The following is a 20,686-nucleotide window of genomic DNA, read 5'->3' as shown; positions in this document are numbered from 1 at the left end:
GATGTCACAAATAGAGCAGTCAGCGGATCCGACAACAACGAGCGCGCGTGAGGTAGTCGAACCGAGCGGCGGCGACACCGAGTTCGTCTTCTTCAGCGGAAAGGGCGGCGTCGGCAAGAGCACCGTGAGCTGTGCGACCGCGACGTGGCTCGCCGACAACGACTACAACACGCTTCTCGTGACGACCGACCCCGCGCCGAACCTCTCCGACATCTTCGGACAGAAAATCGGCCACGAGGTCACCGCGATCGACGGTGTCGACAACCTCTCGGCGATCGAGATCGACCCCGATACGGCCGCCGAGGAGTACCGACAGGAGACGATCGAACCGATGCGGGAGCTGCTCGACGATGAGGCGATCGAGACCGTCGAAGAGCAGCTCAACAGCCCCTGCGTCGAGGAGATCGCCGCCTTCGACAACTTCGTCGACTTCATGGACAGCCCCGAGTACGACGTCGTCGTCTTCGACACGGCACCGACGGGCCACACCATCCGGCTGATGGAGCTCCCCTCCGACTGGAACGCCGAACTCGAGAAGGGCGGCTCGACGTGTATCGGCCCCGCAGCTTCCATGGAGGATAAGAAGGTCCAGTACGAGCGTGCCATCGAAACGCTTCAAGACGACGACCGCACCTCGTTCGCGTTCGTCGGCAAACCCGAGGACTCCTCGATCGACGAAATCGAACGCAGCGCGAGCGACCTCGCCGAGCTCGGGATCGAATCGCAGCTCTTGATTCTCAACGGCTACTTACCCGAGTCGGTGTGTGAAGACCCCTTCTTCGAGGGGAAACGTGCGGACGAGCAGGCAGTCATCGAGCGCGCCCGCGAGGAGTTCGACGCGGACGCGATGGCGACATACCCGCTCCAGCCCGGCGAGATCGCCGGCCTCGACCTGCTTGCCGGCGTGGGTGGCGTCCTCTACGACGGCAGGGAAGCAACCGTCGACGTCGGGACCGCGACTGATGTCGATGCTGACGGCGCAGCCGACTTCGATTCGATGGCGGACGCCGACGCGGTCGTCGACCAGCTCACGCCCGGTGAGGAGACGCGGTACCTCTTTTTCACCGGCAAGGGCGGCGTCGGCAAGAGTACGGTCGCCTCGACGGCGGCGACGAAGCTCGCTGAAGCCGGTCACGAGACGCTTGTCGTCACGACCGACCCGGCCGCGCACTTGGAGGACATCTTCGGCGAGCCCGTGGACCACGAGCCCACCTCGGTCGGTCAGGAGAACCTCGACGCGGCGCGGATCGACCAGGAAAAAGCGCTCGCGGAGTACCGCGAGCAGGTCCTCGACCACGTCACCGAGATGTACGAGGACAAAGACGACACGCAGATCGACGTCGACGCTGCGATCGCGAACGTCGAAGAGGAGTTGGAGTCGCCGTGTGCCGAAGAGATGGCCGCCTTAGAGAAGTTCGTGAGCTACTTCGACGAGGACGGCTACGACGTCGTCGTCTTTGACACGGCCCCCACGGGTCATACTCTCCGTCTGCTCGAACTCCCCTCCGACTGGAAGGGTTTCATGGATCTTGGTTCGCTGACGAAGGGCGCCGCGCCCGCCAAGGGTGACCAGTACGACGAAGTCATCGAGACGATGAAAGATCCCGGACTGAGCACATTCGCGTTCGTGATGTACCCCGAGTACACCCCGATGATGGAGGCGTACCGGGCTGCCGCCGACCTCAAAGATCAGGTCGGCATCGAGACCTCGCTGGTCGTCGCCAACTACCTCCTCCCCGAGGAGTACGGCGACAACGCCTTCTTCGCGAACCGGCGCGCCCAGCAGGCCCAGTATCTCGAAGAGATTCGAGACCGGTTCGACGCGCCGTTGATGTTGGCGCCGCTCCGGCAGGATGAACCAATCGGGCTCGAAGAACTCAGCGCCTTCGGTGAGGAGATTACTGGACTCGCAGACGTGGTCGAAGCGGACGCACCGGAGGTGACGCCCTCGTGAGCGACGCACAGGACGTGGAAGGTGCGGGCGAGGACAGCGTGGGCGTGTCCGATGAGGAAGACGTAGAAGCCGACGTCGAGGAGGTGCTCCACGAGTTCCTCGACACACTCGGCGAGTCTGAGACGTATCAGCAGTTCGTCGCGGCCGACGAGGCGTTACAGAACGATGACGACGCGATGGCGCTGCTTCGCGAGTACCAGCGAAAGCAACAACAGATGCAGCGTGGTGGCTTCGACGAGTCGGTGATGGCCGAGCTGAAGCAACTCCAGACCGAGATGTCGAACAACGAGACGATCCAGCGTCAGCAGGCCGCACAGGCCGATCTGATAGAACTGCTTCAGCGGACGAACGACACCATCAGCGACGAGATCGGCGAGGAGTTCGCGCGATCCACCGGAGGTGGATGCTGTTGAGCGCTTCCGGTCAGGACGCCAGCGAGTCCGAAGTGACGGACGAAGAGGTCGTCACGGCCGCCGAGGCGATCGGCGAGGAGCTCGCGGCGGCGAAAGAGTCCTCCTCGGAGTTCGCGTTCACCACCATGGTGATGCAGTGTAACGAGGCGATCGGCGACGAGATCGGTGTCGACTACGGGAGCGTCTGCGGTGTCGACGACGGCTGCTGTTAGCGGGGGTCGATAGGGGTCGCCTCGGCTGACGACTCTGCCAATCGCGTCACTCCGCGGACGGCGTCTCCGACAGGAGTTCGTCGAACAGCGCGATGACGCGTTCTTCGATCTCGTCACGGATCTCACGAACCTGCTCGATCGGACGCTCGTGGGGATCGTCGAGCCCCCAATCGCGATTCTCGCCGTTCCACGTCGCCGGGCACACGTCCGATGCCGAACACCCCATCGTGACGACGAGATCGACCGCCTGTAGCTCGTCTGGTGTTACCTCTCGCGGCGTTCGGTCGCTGAGATCGATGTCTCGTTCTCTCATTGCTTCGACGACAATCTCGTGAACGTGGTCCGCGGGCTGTGTGCCACCGGTAACGATCGTAATCTGATCGCCCACACCGCGACGGTCGCGCTCGCACTCAGCGAACGCCGCCGCCATTTGGCTCCGTCCTGCGTTTTGGACACACACGAACGCGATCTGGTGGTCCGCCCGCTCATCGGATTCAGTCACACCTCCACAAGCGAGTGGGACCGGTATAGCTGTTACTTCAGGTACAACGGCTCTTGATCGACTGTCTGAGAAGTACTCTCAGACCCGTGTCGACCTATTGAGACGTATATACATCACATATAGGGTCTCAAGTCGACAGCATCGATTCTGCTGTTTATGAGCGATAATTTGCCGGTTACTCTAGGATTCGTTTGTGTACAGAATGCTGGTCGCAGTCAGATGGCGACAGCGTTTGCCGAACGCGAGCGTGACCGTCGTGGACTCGAAGACAGTGTTGAGATCATTACCGGTGGTACTCACCCCGCCGACAGCGTCCACGACGAAGTCGTGACGGTCATGCAAGACCACGAGATCGATCTCTCGGATCGAGTCCCCCCGAGAAGTCTCAACGACTGAGCTCGAATCATGTGACGTCGTCGCCACAATGGGCTGTTCGACACTCGAACTCGATGCTGAAGAGATAGATGTTCGCGACTGGGCGCTAACAGATCCTGATGGCCAAGATCTCGATCAGGTCCGTGTGATTCGAAACAATATCGAACAACGGGTTACAGACTTGTTCGACGAAGTTCACGCCAACAGTTCACGGTGAAACAAGCCTGCTGGAGCGGTACTCGAATGACGGACCGTTGTTGATTTAGCGAGGTTTTAATCAAATTTTTTGTGGGAAAACAAAGGCACGCATGAGATCCATCCTCCGAAGTTATGTAGTTGCACAGTTTCGGAGGATAAGCCAGTCTTGGGTTGAATAACTATCTATTCGTGGTCATCATCACCACTTAAGCACCGATTTTGAATCCTACTGGTCGAACTACCGAGAAATCGTAAGAAATTGTATGGATTTTAGCGCTCCTGAATAGGGTTGCCACTCCCGAACGGCAGACTCAGCGAGGGCTCAGCCGGTTAGTCGTGTGGAATCAACGCCGAAGCAACGAGCTCAACACACTCGCCCGCAGTCAACACTGGTGTGTAGTCCATCTCATCGTCGACGCCAGCTTTCAGCAAGAAGTCAGTGAGTCGGCAGATGTTGTAGAGCAACAATTCTTCACAGTAAGCGCCAATACACAGACGATGACGGACAAAATTGACATCCCAACCGAGCCGCGGGCTGCGGTCGACGCACTGGCGGCCTATCTAACTGCGACCGCAGATCGCCCAGTTCCGCCAGCGACCAACCGATGGCTCGGAGAGGCTGAAGCCGTCGCCCGCGATGCTACTAGTGACAATCTTGACACGCAAACCAGACAAAAACGGGTTCAGCAAGTTGCTACACTGCTTGAGTCGGCTGACGAAACGGACGACGTGGTCGCCGACCGCCACATCGAAGCAGCGATCGAGTGCTGTCGAGTCGTTCTCGCTAACGAGTGACGGCGGTCCTGTTTGTACGGAATAGCCCTCTCGTCACATATTAAATTCTACTAACTAGAGAAACCAAATTAAACCACACAAAGTTATTCATTTTCGTTAAAGAAACCATTATGAGTTACTAAAGAGTGTTCTAGCACACCACACTTATATTTGTAGTCTCTGAAGAATACTTTGATGAGTTCAAAACAAGACGATCTCAAAGAGACGAACACCGAGGCTCGTTTCGAGTTCAAGAAGGAGGAGAAATCCGCCTTCAAAAGCGAAAAGGGCCTCACCGAGGAGACGGTCCGCGTCATCTCGGAGGACAAAGACGAACCGGAGTGGATGTTAGAGCGGCGCCTGCGCGCGCTCAAGCAGTTCCAAGAGATGCCGATGCCAACTGACTGGCCCGGCCAGCCGGATTTGAGCGAGGTCGATGTCGACGAGATCGTTCCCTACATCCGCCCAGACGTCGACGTTCGTGCCGGCGTCGACGACTGGACAGAGCTCCCGGACGACATCAAGGACACGTTCGACAAGCTGGGCATCCCGGAGGCCGAGAAGAACGCGCTCTCGGGCGTCGGCGCGCAGTACGAATCAGAGGTCGTCTACCAGAATATGCAGGAGCGGTGGGAGGAGAAGGGCGTCATCTTCTGTAACATGGACGAGGCCGTCCAAGAGCACGAGGAGCTCGTCCGCAAGCACTTCATGACGGAGTGCGTCCCCCCGAGCGACAACAAGTTCGCGGCGCTCCACGGCGCCATCTGGTCGGGCGGCTCGTTCGTCTACGTCCCCGAAAACACCACTGTCGACATGCCCATACAGGCGTACTTCCGGATGAACTCCGAGGGGATGGGCCAGTTCGAGCACACGCTTATCATCGCCGAGGAGGGCTCGGAGGTTCACTACATCGAGGGCTGCTCGGCGCCGAAGTACTCGAAGTTCAATCTTCACTGTGGCGGCGTCGAGGTGTTCGTCGACGAGGACGCCCACGTCCAGTACTCGACCGTCCAGAACTGGTCGAAGAACACCTACAACCTGAACACGAAGCGCGCCATCGCCGAGAAGGGTGGGCGCATGGAGTGGATCTCCGGCTCGATGGGCTCGAAGGCGACGATGCTGTACCCCTCGACGATCCTGAAGGGCCGCGGCGCCTCCGACAACCACATCACCATCGCATTCGCGGGCGAGGGGCAGAACATCGACACCGGCGCAAAGGTGTACCACAACGCGCCGGACACCAAGTCGACCGTCGAGTCGAAGTCGATCGCGAAGGACGGCGGTCGCACGAACTACCGCGGCCTCGTCCACATCGCGGACGGCGCCGAGAACTCCTCGACGGCCGTTGAGTGTGACGCGCTGATGTTCGACAACGAGTCGACCTCCGACACCATGCCGTACATGGAGATCAACGAGTCGAAGGTCGACGTCGCCCACGAGGCGACCGTTGGGAAGATCGGCGACGAGGACATCTTCTACCTGCAGTCGCGCGGCCTCGACGACGACGACGCCAAGCAGATGATCGTCTCGGGGTTCATCGAGCCGATCACCGAAGAGCTGCCCATCGAGTACGCCGTCGAGCTCAACCGGCTCGTCGAGCTCGAGATGGAGGGCTCGCTCGGATAGTAGTTCGTCTGGACTACGCCACCCTTATCAAGAAATTCTCATGGCTATCGATCCACACTTCGAAGCGAACCGCGATGTCGCTGAGCAACACGAGGGGCACCGAGTCTGGGGGCCGGTCGACGAACCGGAACAGCAGGGAATCCACGGCACACACGTGGCTGTCGACTTCGATATCTGTATGGCCGACGGTGCCTGCCTCGAGGACTGTCCCGTCGACGTGTTCGAGTGGACGGATACACCGGGCCACCCCGAGAGCGACATCAAAGCCGATCCGATTAACGAGACACAGTGTATCGACTGCATGCTTTGTGTCGACGTGTGTCCCGTCGACGCCATCGATGTCGATCCCGGACGAGCGGGGCGCCTGTGAGGGGTGATTGAGGAACCACTTATGACCCTCCCACTCCAGTGCTACCGGTGCGGGGCAGAGTATACCTATATCGGTAAAAGTCCACATTCCGCACAGTGCCCAGCATGCGGCTCCTCTTGCGTTCCGCCGGCTGGCAGTCTCACCGTCGTCAACAGCGTTCACTGGGAGAGTGCAAACGGGCTCGCGAAAGTCTGGGTCCACAGTATGGATGAACGTGACCGACCGTTCGAATTCGAAGTCGCTGCACACGGTCGCCGTGGCAAGCTGGTTGCGATCAAAGTTGACGGCGTACCGATTAACCCACAAGTTGACGAGACACTGGAAACGCTCCCACCGGCAGTGAAGGCCAAAATCGAAGCACAGGGAATAACAGACGTCGATATCGCGACAGTCACGAACTCAAAAGCATGATACCAAGCCAGATTACGCAACGACCGACACCCGCGAGCATCGGCTCGAAAGATGTCCTCTTACATACGGTCGAAGGGGGACGGTAAGGTGATGAGTACCGACATCAGATTCACTGACTTCAAATCCGACAAGCAGCCAACGTGGTGTCCCGGTTGTGGGGATTTCGGCACCATGAACGGGATGATGAAAGCGCTCGCGAACACCGGGAACGACCCGGACAACACGTTCGTCGTCGCAGGGATCGGCTGTTCCGGGAAGATCGGGACCTATATGCACAGCTACGCACTCCACGGCGTTCACGGTCGCGCCCTTCCCGTGGGAATCGGGGCGAAGCTAGCGAATCCGAACCTCGAAGTGATGGTCGCCGGCGGCGACGGAGATGGCTACTCGATTGGCGCTGGCCATTTCATCCACGCGGTCCGCCGCAACGTTGATATGACATATGTCGTCATGGACAACCGCATCTACGGCCTCACGAAGGGGCAAGCCTCGCCAACATCGCGTGAGGACTTCGAAACCTCGACGACGCCCGAGGGGCCGAAACAGCCGCCGGTCAACCCGCTTGCGCTCGCGCTGGCTGCCGGCGGGACGTTCATTGCCCAGTCGTTCAGTTCGGACAGCCAGCGCCACACCGAGATCGTTCAGAAAGCCGTCGAACACGACGGGTTCGGCTTCGTCAACGTCTACAGCCCTTGTGTGACGTTTAACGACGTCGATACCTACGACTACTTCCGAGACACGATTGTCGATCTCGCCGAGACAGACCACGATCCAACGGCTTACGATGACGCTACAGACATGATTATGGATGGAAATAAAGAGTACCAGGGTGTACTCTATCAGGACGAGCACTCGGTTGCCTACGAAGAGCGTGAAGGGCTCTCAGACAATATGGCGGTCATACCCGACGGAGCTCCGGACAATGCAACGAATCTCGTTCGGGAGTTCTACTGATACACATGCCTGATTGTGCTACCTGTGGCGAGCATATTTCTGCTCAGTTTGCACATGTGTTCGGCGACAAGGACGGCGTCGTTCTTGCATGCCCGTCCTGCTCGGCCAATGCTGGTATTGGAAAGGAAATACGACAGCGAACGGACGATATATGAAGATTCTCTCTCTATCGGGCCCTATTCGCTCGTATTGTCACGCCCATGGGCGGGATGAGCCGTACAAATTATCAAAGCAAGCGAAAGAACACTATATGACCTGAATGACCTTTTCATTTGACACGACTTACAAAGAGTTAGACTCGGTGCTGTATTCGAGAGTGACACCGAAGAGTATCGCTCATCCCGAAATTGTGGTTCGTAACGACGAGCTATGCGCTGACCTTGGGTTGGATACAGCGAAGCTTGATGCGAAGCTGCTGGCAGGTCAGGATCGCTTGGAAGAACCGATCGCCCAAGCATATGCGGGTCACCAGTATGGGAGTTTTACCGTCTTGGGCGACGGGAGGGCGATGATACTCGGCGAGCACGTGCACGATGGGAGTAGATACGATATTCAACTGAAAGGGTCTGGTCGAACGCCCTACTCCGGAAGAGGCGATGGAAACGCAACTGTCAGCTCGATGCTCAGAGAGTATCTGTACTCGTATGCGATGCGGAATCTACACGTCAAAACATCGAGGAGTCTTGCGGTTGTCGAGACTGACGACGTGGTCAACCGACGCCGGACAGAACCCGGAGCCGTCCTAGTCCGAGTAATGAACAGCCACATTCGGTACGGAACCTTCCAGTACGTCGCAGCCCGAGCATCTGACGAACTACAGCAGTTCACTGACTATGTAATTGACAGGCACTACCCGCAGCTACACAAAAAAGATCGTACATATGTGGAGTTCTTCGATGCAGTCATGCAGTCAGCGATCGAAATGGTTGTTGACTGGTTGCGTGTCGGATTCGTCCATGGTGTGATGAATACGGACAACATGAGTATCGATGGAGAAACGTTCGATTACGGGCCCTGTGCGTTCATGAATTACTACGATGAGGAGGCGGTCTTCAGCTCAATCGACAAGCACGGGCGATATGCGTTCGGCAACCAGCGACCCATTTTGCGGTGGAATCTCGAACGCCTCGTAGAGGCGCTCCAACCGCTGTGTGCACGGACGGCGCTCACGTATGATGAACTTGAACGTAAACTGGACGAATTTGACGATCGATTCGATGCTCAATACTACACGATGATGCGAAAGAAGCTGGGGATCACCTCGGATGACGAGGACGCACTCGTCGATGAATTTCTGGAGTGGCTCCGCAAGTCGAACGCGGACTATACCAATACGTTCCTCGAATTAGAAGTCCCCGGTACGTTTGATTATCCAGCGTTTGCGACTACAGAATTCGAACAGCTCAGGGATGATCTGGCTGCTGTCGGCCTAAATGAAGCGTTGATGCAGCAAGCCAATCCGCGGTACATTCCCCGCAACTATCTGGTTGAAGAGGCACTGGACGAGTATCTCGAAACTGGGGCTCTATCCAAATTCGAACGGTTGTTGACCGTGCTGGAAAACCCTTATACACCGAAGGATATCGACTCACAATTCCAGCAACCACCGCCACGAGAATTCGATACGGAGTATACAACGTACTGTAATACGTGAGCCAGTAGTACCAAAGTAGGTATACCCACCAACTCGGCATCATTGGGAAACGGTGGTTACTGTTGATGAACTGCTGGGAATCGCCGATCGAGAGAGCAGTATTCACAAATGCAAGATACGCGCCCTGTATGCAGCACGGCATCAATAACCAACTCGACAGCTGTCAGTAACGGGCCGACCGATACAGAGGATGAGTACAGCACAGAAGGTTCGTTGCTCCCGACCGATCTGTACAGAATCAGCCCTCGCTGAAGGGTGGATTCCGATTGATTTGGAGGTGCTCTCCCTAAGACAGTGGGAAACAAACATTGACGACGATGAATTAGCCGGTACACCTTTTCACTGGTCGTTCATATATTGGTCGCGTCGCAAAGTCGTTTAGAATTCAAAGAGGCGTAGACTAGCCTTCACTCTCTCGCACTTTCTAATTAGCGTGCACCGGGTGCACGGCCCTCTCACAGCAGAACAAGGACTCAGTGAGTCGAGTTTCCGACGGTGGTGAGCAAAGTCTAAACGGTTTTGCGACGCGACCAAAATCTTCGGAAACGGTGGAGGGGCAGACCCGATCTATACCAATTATTGAACTCACACACCACTGTTTCAAGTGAAACAACAGACTCCCATTGGCGATGGGACTTTTCGGCATTTCTACATAAGGGCGAGCGATCTTAACCAACATACTGGACGTTTCTGCCATCTATATTGGTTAAGGATCGAGAGTCTTACCTCACAGGAATTGTACTGGGGAAGTTCTCGCTCTACCCCACCTGATTTCCCGATATGCTACATCTCGCGCTTCACTGACTCCTTAACGACGGTTGGATCTTTCAGGAGTCGGTGTTGCTTGTACGTTCCGCCAGCCCGTCCGCCGCTTTCCAGTGTGGATTCAAGGGTGTCATTGAACGCGTGTTCACGAAGCAAGTCGCGAACACGGTCGATCTTGAGGTGGTCGGCAGCCTCCTGCTCGCACACCTCAACGTAGGCATCGTAGACACGGGTGGTTCGGAACTCCGTCTCGTCGGTATTCTGTGTCAGCTCCGCGAGTGCTAAGAGTACGTACCGAGCGTGGGGTGTGTCGGTCGCAAGGAGTTCACGAAGTCGGTCAACCTCAGCTTTCTGTTGCGCTTCGTTGACGTGGTGTTCCTGTACCTGTTCGGTTCCTTCCTGTTCGGCAAGCTTCCCGGCGTTCTTCAAGATGCGGACGGCTTTGCGGGCGTCACCGTGTTCACGCGCGGCGAGGGCTGCTGTCCGAGGGATGATCTCCGGAGAGAGGACACCGTCGTGAAACGCGTCTTTCCGGGCAGAGAGAATATTCTGAAGTTGGTTTGCGTCGTATGGTGGGAAAACCGTTTCCTCGTTGCCAAGCGACGAGAGGACGCGGGAATTTAATTCGTCACCCCACTCGACCTTGTTCGAGATGCCGATGACACCAATGTATGACTCCGTCTTTTCGCTTTCTCCAGCCCGAGATAACTGCATCAGGAGCGTGTTGGCGTCCTCGGTTGGTTGGAGTTGGTCGATCTCGTCAAGAATGACGATCCCGCCGTCGTAGTGGTCTTCCAATAACGACCAGATGTATGAGTAGTAGTGGGACGGCCCGAGCCCGGTGATCGGGATGGACTCGGGTTCGCCAGCAAGTTCGTTCAACTCGCGGGCGATCTTAGAACTCGCCTGTGCTTCCGTGTTGTGCTGTGCGCAGTCGACATACACCATTTCGACATCCGTACCACGAGATTCTGCCTCACGGACGACGCGGCGGGAGGTGTGTTTGCTCACGAGGGATTTTCCCGTGCCGGTCTTCCCGTAGATCATCACCGAAGTGGGCTCCGAGTTTGTTACCAGCGGCCCGATATTGCTGGCGACATACTGGATCTGCTCGGTACGACCAGCAATCCGATCACTCCCCGGAACGGTGGAGATTTCGAGAAGTTCGGGCCGGCGGATCAGCTCGGTCCGGTTCAGCACGCCCGCTTCGGCGAACAGCGGGTCGCCGCCACCCGACGAATCCCGCTCGCTGTCCGCGGGATCGTCACGCTCATCATCAACCATAGGCGTGCGTTCCAAGGCCATCCACATATATCTACCCCTGTTCCGACTGTAACCTATCGAAATACGCGTTTTCGATGGTCGTATAGCAGGGGAACATACAGTCGGAACGTGGTTGTATCCCCCCTCGTTCCGACTGTATCGAGTGAAGCAGTCGGTGCCCCCACACCCCTCAGTCCGAGTGTATCTCGGTGGATTCGACGCCGGTTGTTGCTCCACACCCACCCCTCGTTCCGACTGTATCTCGATCGTGGTGGTATCTTTTCGATCTCGAATCCCCGATCAATCCACAATGTTTATATTGATCCATGTTGTTTGCTATCGTACCGCACTTTCCATTTAGTGGTAAGCCGAATCGTCTTTCGGCGACTGATTCGCCAATAAACGCCGATTTCTCGACCGCTAACAGCAGAAAGCGACAGCAACCATTGTCTATGCCGGATCTGCGACAACCCTATGAGGCGAACAGTTTACAGTCGGAACGAGGGGTGGGTGAGGCCGAGAAGACCGGGACGCCCATCGATGAGTGATATCTCGGCTAGAAGTGAGAGATCGCTATCCCACACCAGTACTCGTCGGGACCCAATAAACCGACAACGACTGGTGGCCAAATACTGTATACAGTGGGTTCCCGAGACGGGTCTTTATCCGTGCGATAGACCAAACCCAGGTATGAGCGACTCGGCGTCTCCAAGCGCCTCTGTCTCGCTATCTGCGCCCACAGACATTCCAGCAGTCCTGGATCGGGCTGGTATCGATTATGTCGATGTTCATGACCAGCGACTACTTGCTATCTATCACACCGGTATCTTCAATGTAGTAACCGATCCGGAGCCGGTATCGAATGCGCACACACTCCAAATCGAATGCTGGGAAGTACCACTTCCATCTCGCGATGATGAGAGGTCACCACAGGAGCTTCTCGAGGACTTTGCCGCCGTATTTGACGCAGGCAACCAGAGCTAGAGTTGTCTGTCTGTATCTACGACCTAGCGATCTCGATGAGCACGTCAGACAGTACTCTTCATGGGGTCCATCCGGCTCGGGCTATCGTGATTAGTATAGAGCGAGCACCACACCGTTGACTGGGTTTCTGAATGTTTCCGGAAACAGTGTGTTTCCACAATCAGAATCGGAAGACAGCGACACTATACAAGAAGAGATTCACTGGCGATGAGGAGCTTTCCGGAATCTACCCAGTCACACTTTTACCACTTACCCAGAGAATAGCTACCTACTCACAGATGATCCGTGATGCTCGCGTCCTCCGTGCCGGGTTCGTCCCTCGAGAAGTCGAGCATCGCGACGCCGAAGTCAACCACCTCTCGAGCGTTCTCGAACCGATCACGAACGGCGAGCCAGCTGACACGGCCATCGTCACCGGCCCGAGCGGTGTCGGTAAAACCTGTGTCTCGAAATTCGTTACCGAACGGCTCCGCGAGGAAGTGCTCGATGTCGAGGCTACCTACGTCAACTGCTGGCGAAACTACAGCCGCTTCCGGACACTGTACCAAATTCTCGACGACATCGGCGCGACGATCGACATCCACCGGCAATCGACCCCTCACGACGAACTCATCGACCGTCTCCAGCAGCACGACGGCCCGCGAACCGTCATCATCCTCGACGAGGTCGACCAACTGGAAGATCCGAGGCTCATTTACGACCTCCACAGTATGGAGCAGTTCTCGGTGATCTGTATCGCAAACAAAGAAGAAGAGCTGTTCAGCCGCGTCGACGACCGGCTGGTGAGTCGGCTTCGCTCCAGCGAACACGTCCGGATGGACAAGTACCACAACAAGCAACTCTACGACATTCTGAGTGCTCGAACGAAGTGGGGGCTTGAGAGCAGCGTGATCACCGACGAGCAGCTCTATCAGATCGCTGATGCCGCCGCTGGCGATGCCTGTCTGGCCATCGGGATGCTTCGCAGCGCAGCCAGCACGGCTGACCGCGAGAATCGGGAGGCAATCACTAACGACATCCTCCTCGATGCAGCCGAAGACGCGCGGGCACAGATTAAGCAGAAAAGCCTCGATTCACTCACCCCACACCAGCGGGTCGTCTACGATATCGTTCGCGACCACGGCCCGCTCGGACCGAGCGAGATCCACGACCACTATACGCAGGCGGTCGACGATCCGCGGACGAAGCGCACCGTTCGGACCTACCTTTCAAAGATGGCCCAGTACAACCTCCTTGAAGCAAAAGGCACGAGTCGCGACCGCGAGTACTCACTCGTCGATTCGACAGCTGCGTCGCCGATCTCATAAATCAATAGTGAGGCTCGGAAGACGTCCATTCTGCGGTCAGGCGTTGTTCGACGGCGTTTTACACCATTGCCCGTGTTGGTACACGTGGATCTCCATTCCGTCCGAAACACGTGGACAGACCGGGCGGGCGAATACTCACCAGCGTACTACGCACATTACGGTCCCGACGACACGAGTGCCGTGATTCGCGATATTCTCAGCGGACATCTCCCTCGTAACGCAACTGTTCTCGAACTTGGGTGTGGGTCTGGCCGTCATCTCAAACACCTCGCCAACGGCGGCTTCGAAAATCTCTCGGGCGTCGACATCAACCCCGAGGCATTCGACACGATGCGGGAGACCTATCCCACACTCGCAGCCGACGGAACGTTTCACTGCGGGGCGATAGAGGATATCATCGGAGACTTCGACGATGAACAGTTTGATGCAGTGTATTCGGTCGAAACGCTCCAACACCTCCATCCTGATGTCGAGTGGGTCTTCGAGGAGGTAGCTCGAGTCACGAACAACATCTTGGTCACAGCGGAGATAGAGGGTCCAATACGCGATTCATCGTCGTCTGATCCAGACGTGAACTATGTCGACAAGGACACACCTCTGTACTACCGAGATTGGAGCCGTATCTTCACCGCGTTAGATCTCGTGGAGGTCGATGTCGTCCATGGCGACAGGGACACCACGCGAACCTTTCGCACGTTGAACTGACTACTGCTCTCCGTAAGACGGAGTACTGTACCGTGGTGGTGACCGATCTTAACCAACAAGTTATCAGAATACGCCGAATTGTTGGTTAATCAGACGACGAAAGGTGACGGCCACCTCGGAAAGAATCTTGGAAACAGCCACCCACTACTGAAGATCCGGTGACGGAGTTCGAATTAACGGTCGGTACACTTCTTTCTGGAAACACGGAAGCGCCGCGCCATCGCTTATTGAAAAGGTAATTCGTTATCGAGTATGGAAAAACACGCAACGTCGAACCGATTGGCGGTGGACCAGCCGACCCGGGGCGCTGACCGCAATCGGACCCTCGCTGACCAAGGCGATCCGGCTACGGACGAGATGTTGTTGCCGCAGCTCGACGACGGCATCACGCTACTCGACGTCGAGGGAGGCCGCGGCGTCCCGATCCTGCAGTCGCTCGTGCTCGACCATCTCCTCCTGCACGACGGGCCCGCCTTCTGGGTCGACGCAAACGGACACGCGACGACGACGACACTCGCTCAAATCGCGCCCAGTCAACGGTTGCTCAACCGAATCCACGTGGCACGCGGATTCACCGCCTACCAGCACTACGGCGCCGTCTGTGATCTCCCGACGGCAGTGAACAAGTCGATCCAGACGTCCACCGCCGACGCCCGGGCGGCCGGTGGAGAGGCGCCAGGTCGTGACGAGGACACGTCGCCCCACACGCCCGCCCTCATCGTCGCGCCGGCCGTCGACGCCCAGTACCGCGCCGACGATACCCTCGGCGAAACCCACGCGAAAACCCTCCAAGCCCGCACTCTCGCCCGGTTGTCCACCTACGCCGAGGGGTACGACATCCCGGTACTCGTTACGCGAAACGAACGAAACGAATTCACCGAGTCAGTCGCGACGGTCGCCGACCACCACCTGGAGTGCGAGCAGACCCGAATGGGGCCACGGGTCGTCGGCGAGGACTTCGAGACGCTCGTCTATCCCGTCGACGACGGCGCGTACTACCAGACGACGTTCGCGTACTGGCGGCAGCTGCTCGCGGCACGCGCCACGCAGGTCGGAATGGAACCGACGACGCCGGCGCCGTCGACACCGACCCCGGAGGGTGTCGGGACGGGGATCACAGTTGACGGTGAGACGGTGTCGGCCACTGCGGACCCCCTGCTCGATGCGTGGACGGCAACCGGCGGAGGGCGATAGCGATGGGGCGCACGAATCCGACGTACCGGGATGCGTTGCGGGCCATCGAGGAGCGCTGGGCGGAGTTCCGCCGAGCATTGCGGCGTCGCGACCAGCCGCGATTCGACCGGCTGTTCGAGTACGCCCGCGAGCACGCCGACGCGAGCGGGCTGTTGAACCACCAGAACCCGCTGCTGCCGGCGCTGTTCAGCATCGATCTCGAACAGGAGAACCGCCTTGATGACCACGAAGAACGCCTATCAGAGCTTGAGCGACGGCTTTCGGAAACTGGGGACGAACAGCAGCAATCGTCTGCCGAAGGTACCACTGGAGGGTCAGAATGACTCAGTTGACGACAATCGCCTTCGACATCGAAACAACGGGATTTCAGGCCGGTGATAAACTCACAGTAGTTGGATTCGATTCGGCGGTCTCGTCGCAAGTATTTCTCAATACAGACGGAACGACATCACAAGCAGGCCTCGCAGATCAGCTGAACAACACTCTCGAGACACCGGTTCAGCTCTCACTTCACGACAGCGAACAGGAACTCCTGAACGAACTGGCGACGTTTGTCACGTCGACACTCACCCAACGTGATGCAAAGCTCGTTGCGTACAACGGTGAGTGGTGGAACGGAGGATTCGACCTCCCGTTCCTTCGCACACGGCTCTGTACACACGGAATTGAGTGGCCCTTTGGAACGCTGCCATACGTCGACGTGATGGATGTCTTCGAGACACGCTTCAATACGAGTGAGGATACACTGAGCGGCGTCTACGAGGAACTGATCGACGCCGGAATGAACGAGCTTGACCCATTCATCGACAGTAGTGAGGCAGTCACCGCATGGAAGGAGGGTGCCTACGAGCCACTCATCATCCACAACATCGCTGATATCCGACGGACTCGAGCGTTGATGGAACTTGCAGAACAGTACTGCTCGAAGTCGGATTTCTCAATGAAATCGCTTGACCCAATCGCCTGAAGCGCTCGCTTCTCAGAGAGGGGTCGTGGAGGAAAGCATTCGGGTTGGTTCCTACGGCGGGTTGCGACCTGCATTAAGTGGCTCATACGAGTCCGTGTGGTAAGCGACCCGCCAGAGTTTGAGGACGGCGCGAGTGACTAACTCTTCGGGAGACTGTGTGATACAAGACTCTTCGACCTCGTCTGGGTCAGAACTCGCATTCGGCGATGGGTGATAGTGTTCTAATCCGGAGACGTGGATGTAGTCTCCTGCGTGTGGGTGCTTCCCCCAGCGTAGATTCACTCCCTCAGTGTCCGTGTAGTGGAATTTGTAATCATCTCGTGTCGTCCACTGGATGTCGATTCGGGCCTCGTCGGCCCCACACAGCCCGTCGTCAAGCATAACTTCGAGGACTGATGGGTGGAGGTAGTCGTCGAGTTTAGCTGTCGCAAGTGGTTCCATTTGCTCGACGACGTCACGAATCGTCAGCAGTGCTGGACGATCCGTAGCCCCCCGAAGAGTATGGGTTTCTGCTTGGTCAGGAGAATCCCGCATTACTCAGGCAGGGACGGTGTCGTCAGTCGAGCGACGGTCACTGTCGACGAATTGCTCGGCATTGCCGATCGAGAGGGCAGCGTTCGCGAACGCGAGATTCCGTCGGAGCGTCTTCCACTCACGAATCGCCTCTGGGTCGATCTCGTCCTGTGGGGACCCGGTCTCGCTGAGGGCCTGGTTCGTCTGGTTGACCGCCAATTCTTCGGGGGAATCAACACCGAATTCGGACCGATACTCGGTGAGCTGCTTGCGCATCTCCTGAATTCGCGCCACGAGTTCGTCGGTCGAGACATGCTCAAGGATATCGGCTGCCTGTTCGACGACGAGTGATTCAGGTGAGCGCCGATAGAGCGTGCCACCCTGTTCGCCGGGTGTCGTCTCGACAAACCCCTCGTCTGCGAGTGTGTTCAGGTGCTTTCGAGCGGTCTTTGGAGCAGTCCGTGCATCGTCAGCTACCGAATCAGCTGAGACGGGGCTGTACGTATGCGCAACGACGTGTCGAATGCGCTCATAGGGTGTTGTTTCTGCTTCCCACTCCTCGCCAACCGTTTCGTTGACGTCTGCAAACTCATCTGGTGGGTTTCGGTCGTTCATATAGAAACTCACGGTTCAGAGGAACATAGTTCTTTGGCAAATCCCTATATTACCCAGAGGGTAAGCACACCGGCTGAATCCACCCAGGTGAATTCCGGAAATTGTTCCAGAAGTAGCGGAACACAGACAAACGGTCAGAAAACACCAGTAGAGGCGTTCTCGGGGCCATACGTTGAAACCCGGAAACGACACGCCACACCTTATCGGCGACTCGAACATCAGAGAGACCTAGATGGCGTTTAGCATCGACTTTCTGGACGACGGCCGCGTCCTGGAGTGGGAGACAACCGTCGACGGCGCCGTCGCAACCGAGCACGAAGACTACTCGCCGCGCTTCTACGTCGCCGCTCGCGACCCAGCGTCCGACCTCGACCTCACGATGCTCCAGTCAGTGTACGACCAGCACCCGGATGTCGTCGCGACCGAGCTGGTTGCGCGACGCCCGGGCTTTCGACGAGACGAGGAGGCTGTTCTCGCGGTTGACGTCGCCCACATCGACCGCGTCACCCCACTCGCCCGGCAGGCACGCCAGTTGTCGGACTATCCAGTCGGGGATCTCGCCTGTTTCAATGTCGACTTCTCGCGAGAGTTCCGATACTGTCTGGAGACCGGCGCCGATCCGACGCCGGCGAGCGAGCTGTCGACGCTCCGGCTCAGCGTCCCGGTGACCGAAACGAGCAACGACGTCTATGGGGAACTGTCTGTCGCCGGCGACACCGTCACCGGCTCGCCGACGGATATCCTGACCGTCGTCCAGGGGGCGCTCGAAGCGCACGATCCGGACGTTCTAGTCTGCTCGACGAGCGAGATCGTCCCGACGCTGTACGAGATGGCGATGGATGCCGGCGTCGACGACTTCTCGCTGAGTCGGTGGCCGGACGTCGACTACCTGCAGCTCGCGACCCAGTCGACGTACTCGAGCTACGGTCGCGTCGGTCACTCCCCGGCGCGGTACAACGTGCCCGGCCGGGCGATCATCGACGAGTCGAACACGTTCTTCTACGGGGAGACGAACCTCAACGGCGTCCTCGATCTCGTCTCTCGCTCGAAAAAGCCTATCCAGGAGCTTGCGTGGGCGTCAATTGGGAATGTGCTTACCGCGATTCAGATCTGTGAGGCCCACGATCGTGGCGTCCTCGTCCCGTGGAACTCCTGGCGCCATGAGTTCTTCAAGCCGATGGGGACGCTTCATGACGCCGACCGTGGCGGGTTCATCTTCGCACCCGAGGTCGGCCTCCACGAGAACGTCCACGAACTCGACTTCTCCTCGTTGTACCCGAACATCATCTGTACTCGGAACGTCTCGCCGGACGTTATCCGGTGTAACTGCCACAGCGACCGCGACGACGTCCCCGGCCTCGGGTACTCGATCTGCGACGACCGGGGCTACCTCGTCGACGTGCTACAGCCGATCATCGACGCACGCGACGAGATCAAGGCGGCCATCCGTCGCGAAAACGATCGAGACGACCCCGACGAGGATCGACTGGCGGAACTCGAGGGACGGTCGGGAGCACTGAAGTGGATCCTCGTCGCCTGCTTCGGCTATCAGGGGTTCAGCAACGCGAAGTTCGGCCGCATCGAGTGTCACGAGGCAATCAACGCGTTCGCTCGCGAGATCCTACTGACGGCGAAGCAGCGACTGGAAGCCGGCGGCTGGCGGGTCGTCCACGGCATCGTCGACTCCATCTGGGTGACCCCGGACCCTGACGTCGACGACGAGGGCCGCGAGGACCTCAAAGCACTCGCGACGGCAATCACGGAAGAGGTCGAAATCCGGCTCGAACACGAAGCCCACTACGACTGGGTGGCGTTCGTGCCGCAGCGCGAGAGCGACGCCGGCGCGTTGACGAAATACTTCGGGAAGGTCGCTGGTGACGACGATTTCAAGATCAGGGGCATCGAAGCCCGGCAGCGCTCGACCCCGCCGTTCATCGAGGATGTCCAGCGAGACTGTCTCGACCGGCTCGATGCCACGCGGTCACCGGACGCCGTACTCGACTGTCTTCGGGACGCGATCAAGCGCCTCCACGCTGGAACGGTGCCGGTCGAGAAGCTCGTCGAACGGAATCGTGTCTCCAAGCCGCTGGAGGGATATACGCAGAACACACAGAACGTGGCGGCGCTGAAGCGGGCTCGAGAGCAGGACCTCGCTGTCCACCCAGGACAGGACATCGAGTACGTAGTCGTCGACGACGAGAATATCTCGCGAGAGCGGGTCGCGTTAGCCCACGAAGAGATAGAGTCGTACGATGCGTCGTACTACGAGACGCAACTCGTCAGAGCTGTCGAGAGTGTTCTGTCACCGCTTGGCTGGGATCGGACGGAGATTCGTCGAGAACTCACGGAGACGCGGGTACCGAAGTTGACGGCGTACGCGAACACAGAGAATAGTTAACCAACATAGGGGTTATCCGGAGTGGTTTGTTGGTTAATCACGGTCCCTACGAGGTCGAACCCCCACACCCCGTGTGCGATATGAAATCGAGAAGATGGCGAGAGGGGGTAGTCGAAGAAAGACTATGAAACATCGGAAATTCACGATTTTACGGAGAAGAGGTCTCAAAGACAGAGATACCAAGATAGGCTATATTTTGAAAACTTTTATATAGCTACTCTGTCAACCATAGCCGCAATGGGGCTAAGGTCGGTTGAAACGAAACATACTGTTTCGTGACATAACCGAACTTGTCCGTGGCTTTATTTCTTCGTGAGCTGGACGTCTCTGTTGGTTTAACGTCTTCTCGTGGGCTCTCTCACTGAATCCCGACATCTTCGGATGGTTCGTCCGTGCCCACCTTCTCGTCAAATTCATATCGCACACGGGGTGTGGGGGTGGCTCATCGACGAGATCAGCCTCCACTCGGGATATTCAAGAAGTATTTTCGGTACATCTGGTCGAGAATACGTCCAGTGTTTCATCTTCCACA

21 protein-coding genes and 1 pseudogene are annotated in these 20,686 nt (G+C 57.7%); 18 read left to right on the top strand and 4 right to left on the bottom strand.

Annotation, left to right across the window (positions count from 1 at the left end; all coding sequences use genetic code 11):
* Position 1 precedes the first annotated feature (1 nt).
* The 3 genes from arsA to hcsS are packed head-to-tail and all read left to right on the top strand — an operon-like array spanning position 2 to position 2,579.
* Complete coding sequence (arsA, locus tag ACZ5TV_RS13500; protein WP_379778046.1) at positions 2–1,954, top strand: arsenical pump-driving ATPase; 1,953 nt, start codon at positions 2–4, stop codon at positions 1,952–1,954.
* Positions 1,951–2,367, top strand: a complete 417-nt coding sequence (gene hcsL / locus ACZ5TV_RS13495) for a halo-CC-star protein HcsL (protein ID WP_209486795.1) — start codon at positions 1,951–1,953, stop codon at positions 2,365–2,367. Before arsA ends, hcsL begins: the two co-directional genes overlap by 4 nt.
* Positions 2,358–2,579, top strand: coding sequence for a halo-CC-star protein HcsS (gene hcsS / locus ACZ5TV_RS13490; RefSeq protein ID WP_209486793.1), 222 nt, complete (start codon positions 2,358–2,360; stop codon positions 2,577–2,579). Before hcsL ends, hcsS begins: the two co-directional genes overlap by 10 nt.
* 46 nt (positions 2,580–2,625) lie before the next feature.
* Here the strand turns inward: hcsS and ACZ5TV_RS13485 are convergent, their stop codons facing one another.
* The gene (locus ACZ5TV_RS13485; RefSeq protein WP_245202818.1) at positions 2,626–3,009 is read right to left on the bottom strand and encodes an arsenate-mycothiol transferase ArsC; all 384 of its coding nucleotides are present in this window, start codon (positions 3,007–3,009) and stop codon (positions 2,626–2,628) included.
* A gap of 228 nt (positions 3,010–3,237) precedes the next feature.
* On the opposite strand from ACZ5TV_RS13485, the pseudogene ACZ5TV_RS13480 reads away from it, so the two are divergent.
* The 8 genes and pseudogenes from ACZ5TV_RS13480 (at position 3,238) to ACZ5TV_RS13445 (ending at position 9,443) form a co-directional block, all read left to right on the top strand.
* Positions 3,238–3,673: pseudogene (locus tag ACZ5TV_RS13480) on the top strand (low molecular weight phosphatase family protein).
* Between the two features lie 479 nt (positions 3,674–4,152).
* On the top strand, positions 4,153–4,449 hold the full coding sequence (locus ACZ5TV_RS13475) for a hypothetical protein (RefSeq protein ID WP_379778049.1): 297 nt from the start codon (positions 4,153–4,155) through the stop codon (positions 4,447–4,449).
* A 174-nt stretch (positions 4,450–4,623) separates the two neighbouring features.
* On the top strand, positions 4,624–6,054 hold the full coding sequence (sufB, locus tag ACZ5TV_RS13470; protein WP_379778051.1) for a Fe-S cluster assembly protein SufB: 1,431 nt from the start codon (positions 4,624–4,626) through the stop codon (positions 6,052–6,054).
* A 40-nt stretch (positions 6,055–6,094) separates the two neighbouring features.
* Positions 6,095–6,424: a 4Fe-4S dicluster domain-containing protein gene (locus tag ACZ5TV_RS13465; protein WP_008847006.1), complete on the top strand. Its 330-nt coding sequence runs from the start codon at positions 6,095–6,097 to the stop codon at positions 6,422–6,424.
* A 204-nt stretch (positions 6,425–6,628) separates the two neighbouring features.
* Complete coding sequence (locus tag ACZ5TV_RS13460) at positions 6,629–6,835, top strand: hypothetical protein (RefSeq protein ID WP_239638879.1); 207 nt, start codon at positions 6,629–6,631, stop codon at positions 6,833–6,835.
* Between the two features lie 90 nt (positions 6,836–6,925).
* Positions 6,926–7,789 carry a 2-oxoacid:ferredoxin oxidoreductase subunit beta gene (locus ACZ5TV_RS13455; RefSeq protein WP_008847004.1) on the top strand — a complete coding sequence of 288 codons (864 nt, stop codon included), beginning with the start codon at positions 6,926–6,928 and terminating at the stop codon, positions 7,787–7,789.
* A 5-nt stretch (positions 7,790–7,794) separates the two neighbouring features.
* Complete coding sequence (locus ACZ5TV_RS13450; protein WP_464383909.1) at positions 7,795–7,944, top strand: DUF7563 family protein; 150 nt, start codon at positions 7,795–7,797, stop codon at positions 7,942–7,944.
* A gap of 104 nt (positions 7,945–8,048) precedes the next feature.
* Positions 8,049–9,443 (top strand): protein adenylyltransferase SelO, encoded by a 1,395-nt coding sequence (locus ACZ5TV_RS13445; protein WP_379778054.1) that lies wholly within the window; start codon positions 8,049–8,051, stop codon positions 9,441–9,443.
* 783 nt (positions 9,444–10,226) lie between these two features.
* Here the strand turns inward: ACZ5TV_RS13445 and ACZ5TV_RS13440 are convergent.
* Positions 10,227–11,492 (bottom strand): orc1/cdc6 family replication initiation protein, encoded by a 1,266-nt coding sequence (locus ACZ5TV_RS13440; RefSeq protein WP_379778056.1) that lies wholly within the window; start codon positions 11,490–11,492, stop codon positions 10,227–10,229.
* Between the two features lie 669 nt (positions 11,493–12,161).
* On the opposite strand from ACZ5TV_RS13440, the gene ACZ5TV_RS13435 reads away from it, so the two are divergent.
* From ACZ5TV_RS13435 to ACZ5TV_RS13410, 6 genes are all read left to right on the top strand, one after another.
* Positions 12,162–12,455 (top strand): hypothetical protein, encoded by a 294-nt coding sequence (locus ACZ5TV_RS13435; RefSeq protein WP_379778058.1) that lies wholly within the window; start codon positions 12,162–12,164, stop codon positions 12,453–12,455.
* Positions 12,456–12,733: 278 nt separating this feature from the next.
* Positions 12,734–13,762, top strand: a complete 1,029-nt coding sequence (locus tag ACZ5TV_RS13430) for a Cdc6/Cdc18 family protein (RefSeq protein ID WP_379778060.1) — start codon at positions 12,734–12,736, stop codon at positions 13,760–13,762.
* An 84-nt stretch (positions 13,763–13,846) separates the two neighbouring features.
* The gene (locus ACZ5TV_RS13425; RefSeq protein ID WP_379778062.1) at positions 13,847–14,467 is read left to right on the top strand and encodes a class I SAM-dependent methyltransferase; all 621 of its coding nucleotides are present in this window, start codon (positions 13,847–13,849) and stop codon (positions 14,465–14,467) included.
* A 252-nt stretch (positions 14,468–14,719) separates the two neighbouring features.
* Positions 14,720–15,661, top strand: a complete 942-nt coding sequence (locus tag ACZ5TV_RS13420; protein WP_379778064.1) for a hypothetical protein — start codon at positions 14,720–14,722, stop codon at positions 15,659–15,661.
* Positions 15,662–15,663: 2 nt separating this feature from the next.
* Positions 15,664–15,984, top strand: coding sequence for a DUF8156 family protein (locus tag ACZ5TV_RS13415; protein ID WP_379778066.1), 321 nt, complete (start codon positions 15,664–15,666; stop codon positions 15,982–15,984).
* Entirely contained in the window at positions 15,981–16,628 is a 648-nt protein-coding gene (locus tag ACZ5TV_RS13410) for a ribonuclease H-like domain-containing protein (protein WP_379778068.1), read from the top strand. Before ACZ5TV_RS13415 ends, ACZ5TV_RS13410 begins: the two co-directional genes overlap by 4 nt.
* Positions 16,629–16,679: 51 nt before the next feature.
* On the opposite strand, the gene ACZ5TV_RS13405 is transcribed toward ACZ5TV_RS13410, so the two are convergent.
* Together ACZ5TV_RS13405 and ACZ5TV_RS13400 are read right to left on the bottom strand one after the other, a co-directional pair.
* The gene (locus tag ACZ5TV_RS13405; protein WP_379778069.1) at positions 16,680–17,162 is read right to left on the bottom strand and encodes a toxin-antitoxin system TumE family protein; all 483 of its coding nucleotides are present in this window, start codon (positions 17,160–17,162) and stop codon (positions 16,680–16,682) included.
* 3 nt (positions 17,163–17,165) lie between these two features.
* Positions 17,166–17,756 (bottom strand): DUF7342 family protein, encoded by a 591-nt coding sequence (locus tag ACZ5TV_RS13400; RefSeq protein WP_379778071.1) that lies wholly within the window; start codon positions 17,754–17,756, stop codon positions 17,166–17,168.
* Positions 17,757–17,988: 232 nt separating this feature from the next.
* Between ACZ5TV_RS13400 and ACZ5TV_RS13395 the strand changes: the two genes are divergently transcribed.
* Positions 17,989–20,154 (top strand): type B DNA-directed DNA polymerase, encoded by a 2,166-nt coding sequence (locus ACZ5TV_RS13395; protein WP_379778073.1) that lies wholly within the window; start codon positions 17,989–17,991, stop codon positions 20,152–20,154.
* Positions 20,155–20,686: the final 532 nt, after the last annotated feature.

Source organism: Halorubrum tibetense, assembly GCF_055396225.1.
The sequence above is the reverse complement of the archived record's forward strand: the minus strand, read 5'-3'. Positions and strand labels throughout refer to the sequence as shown.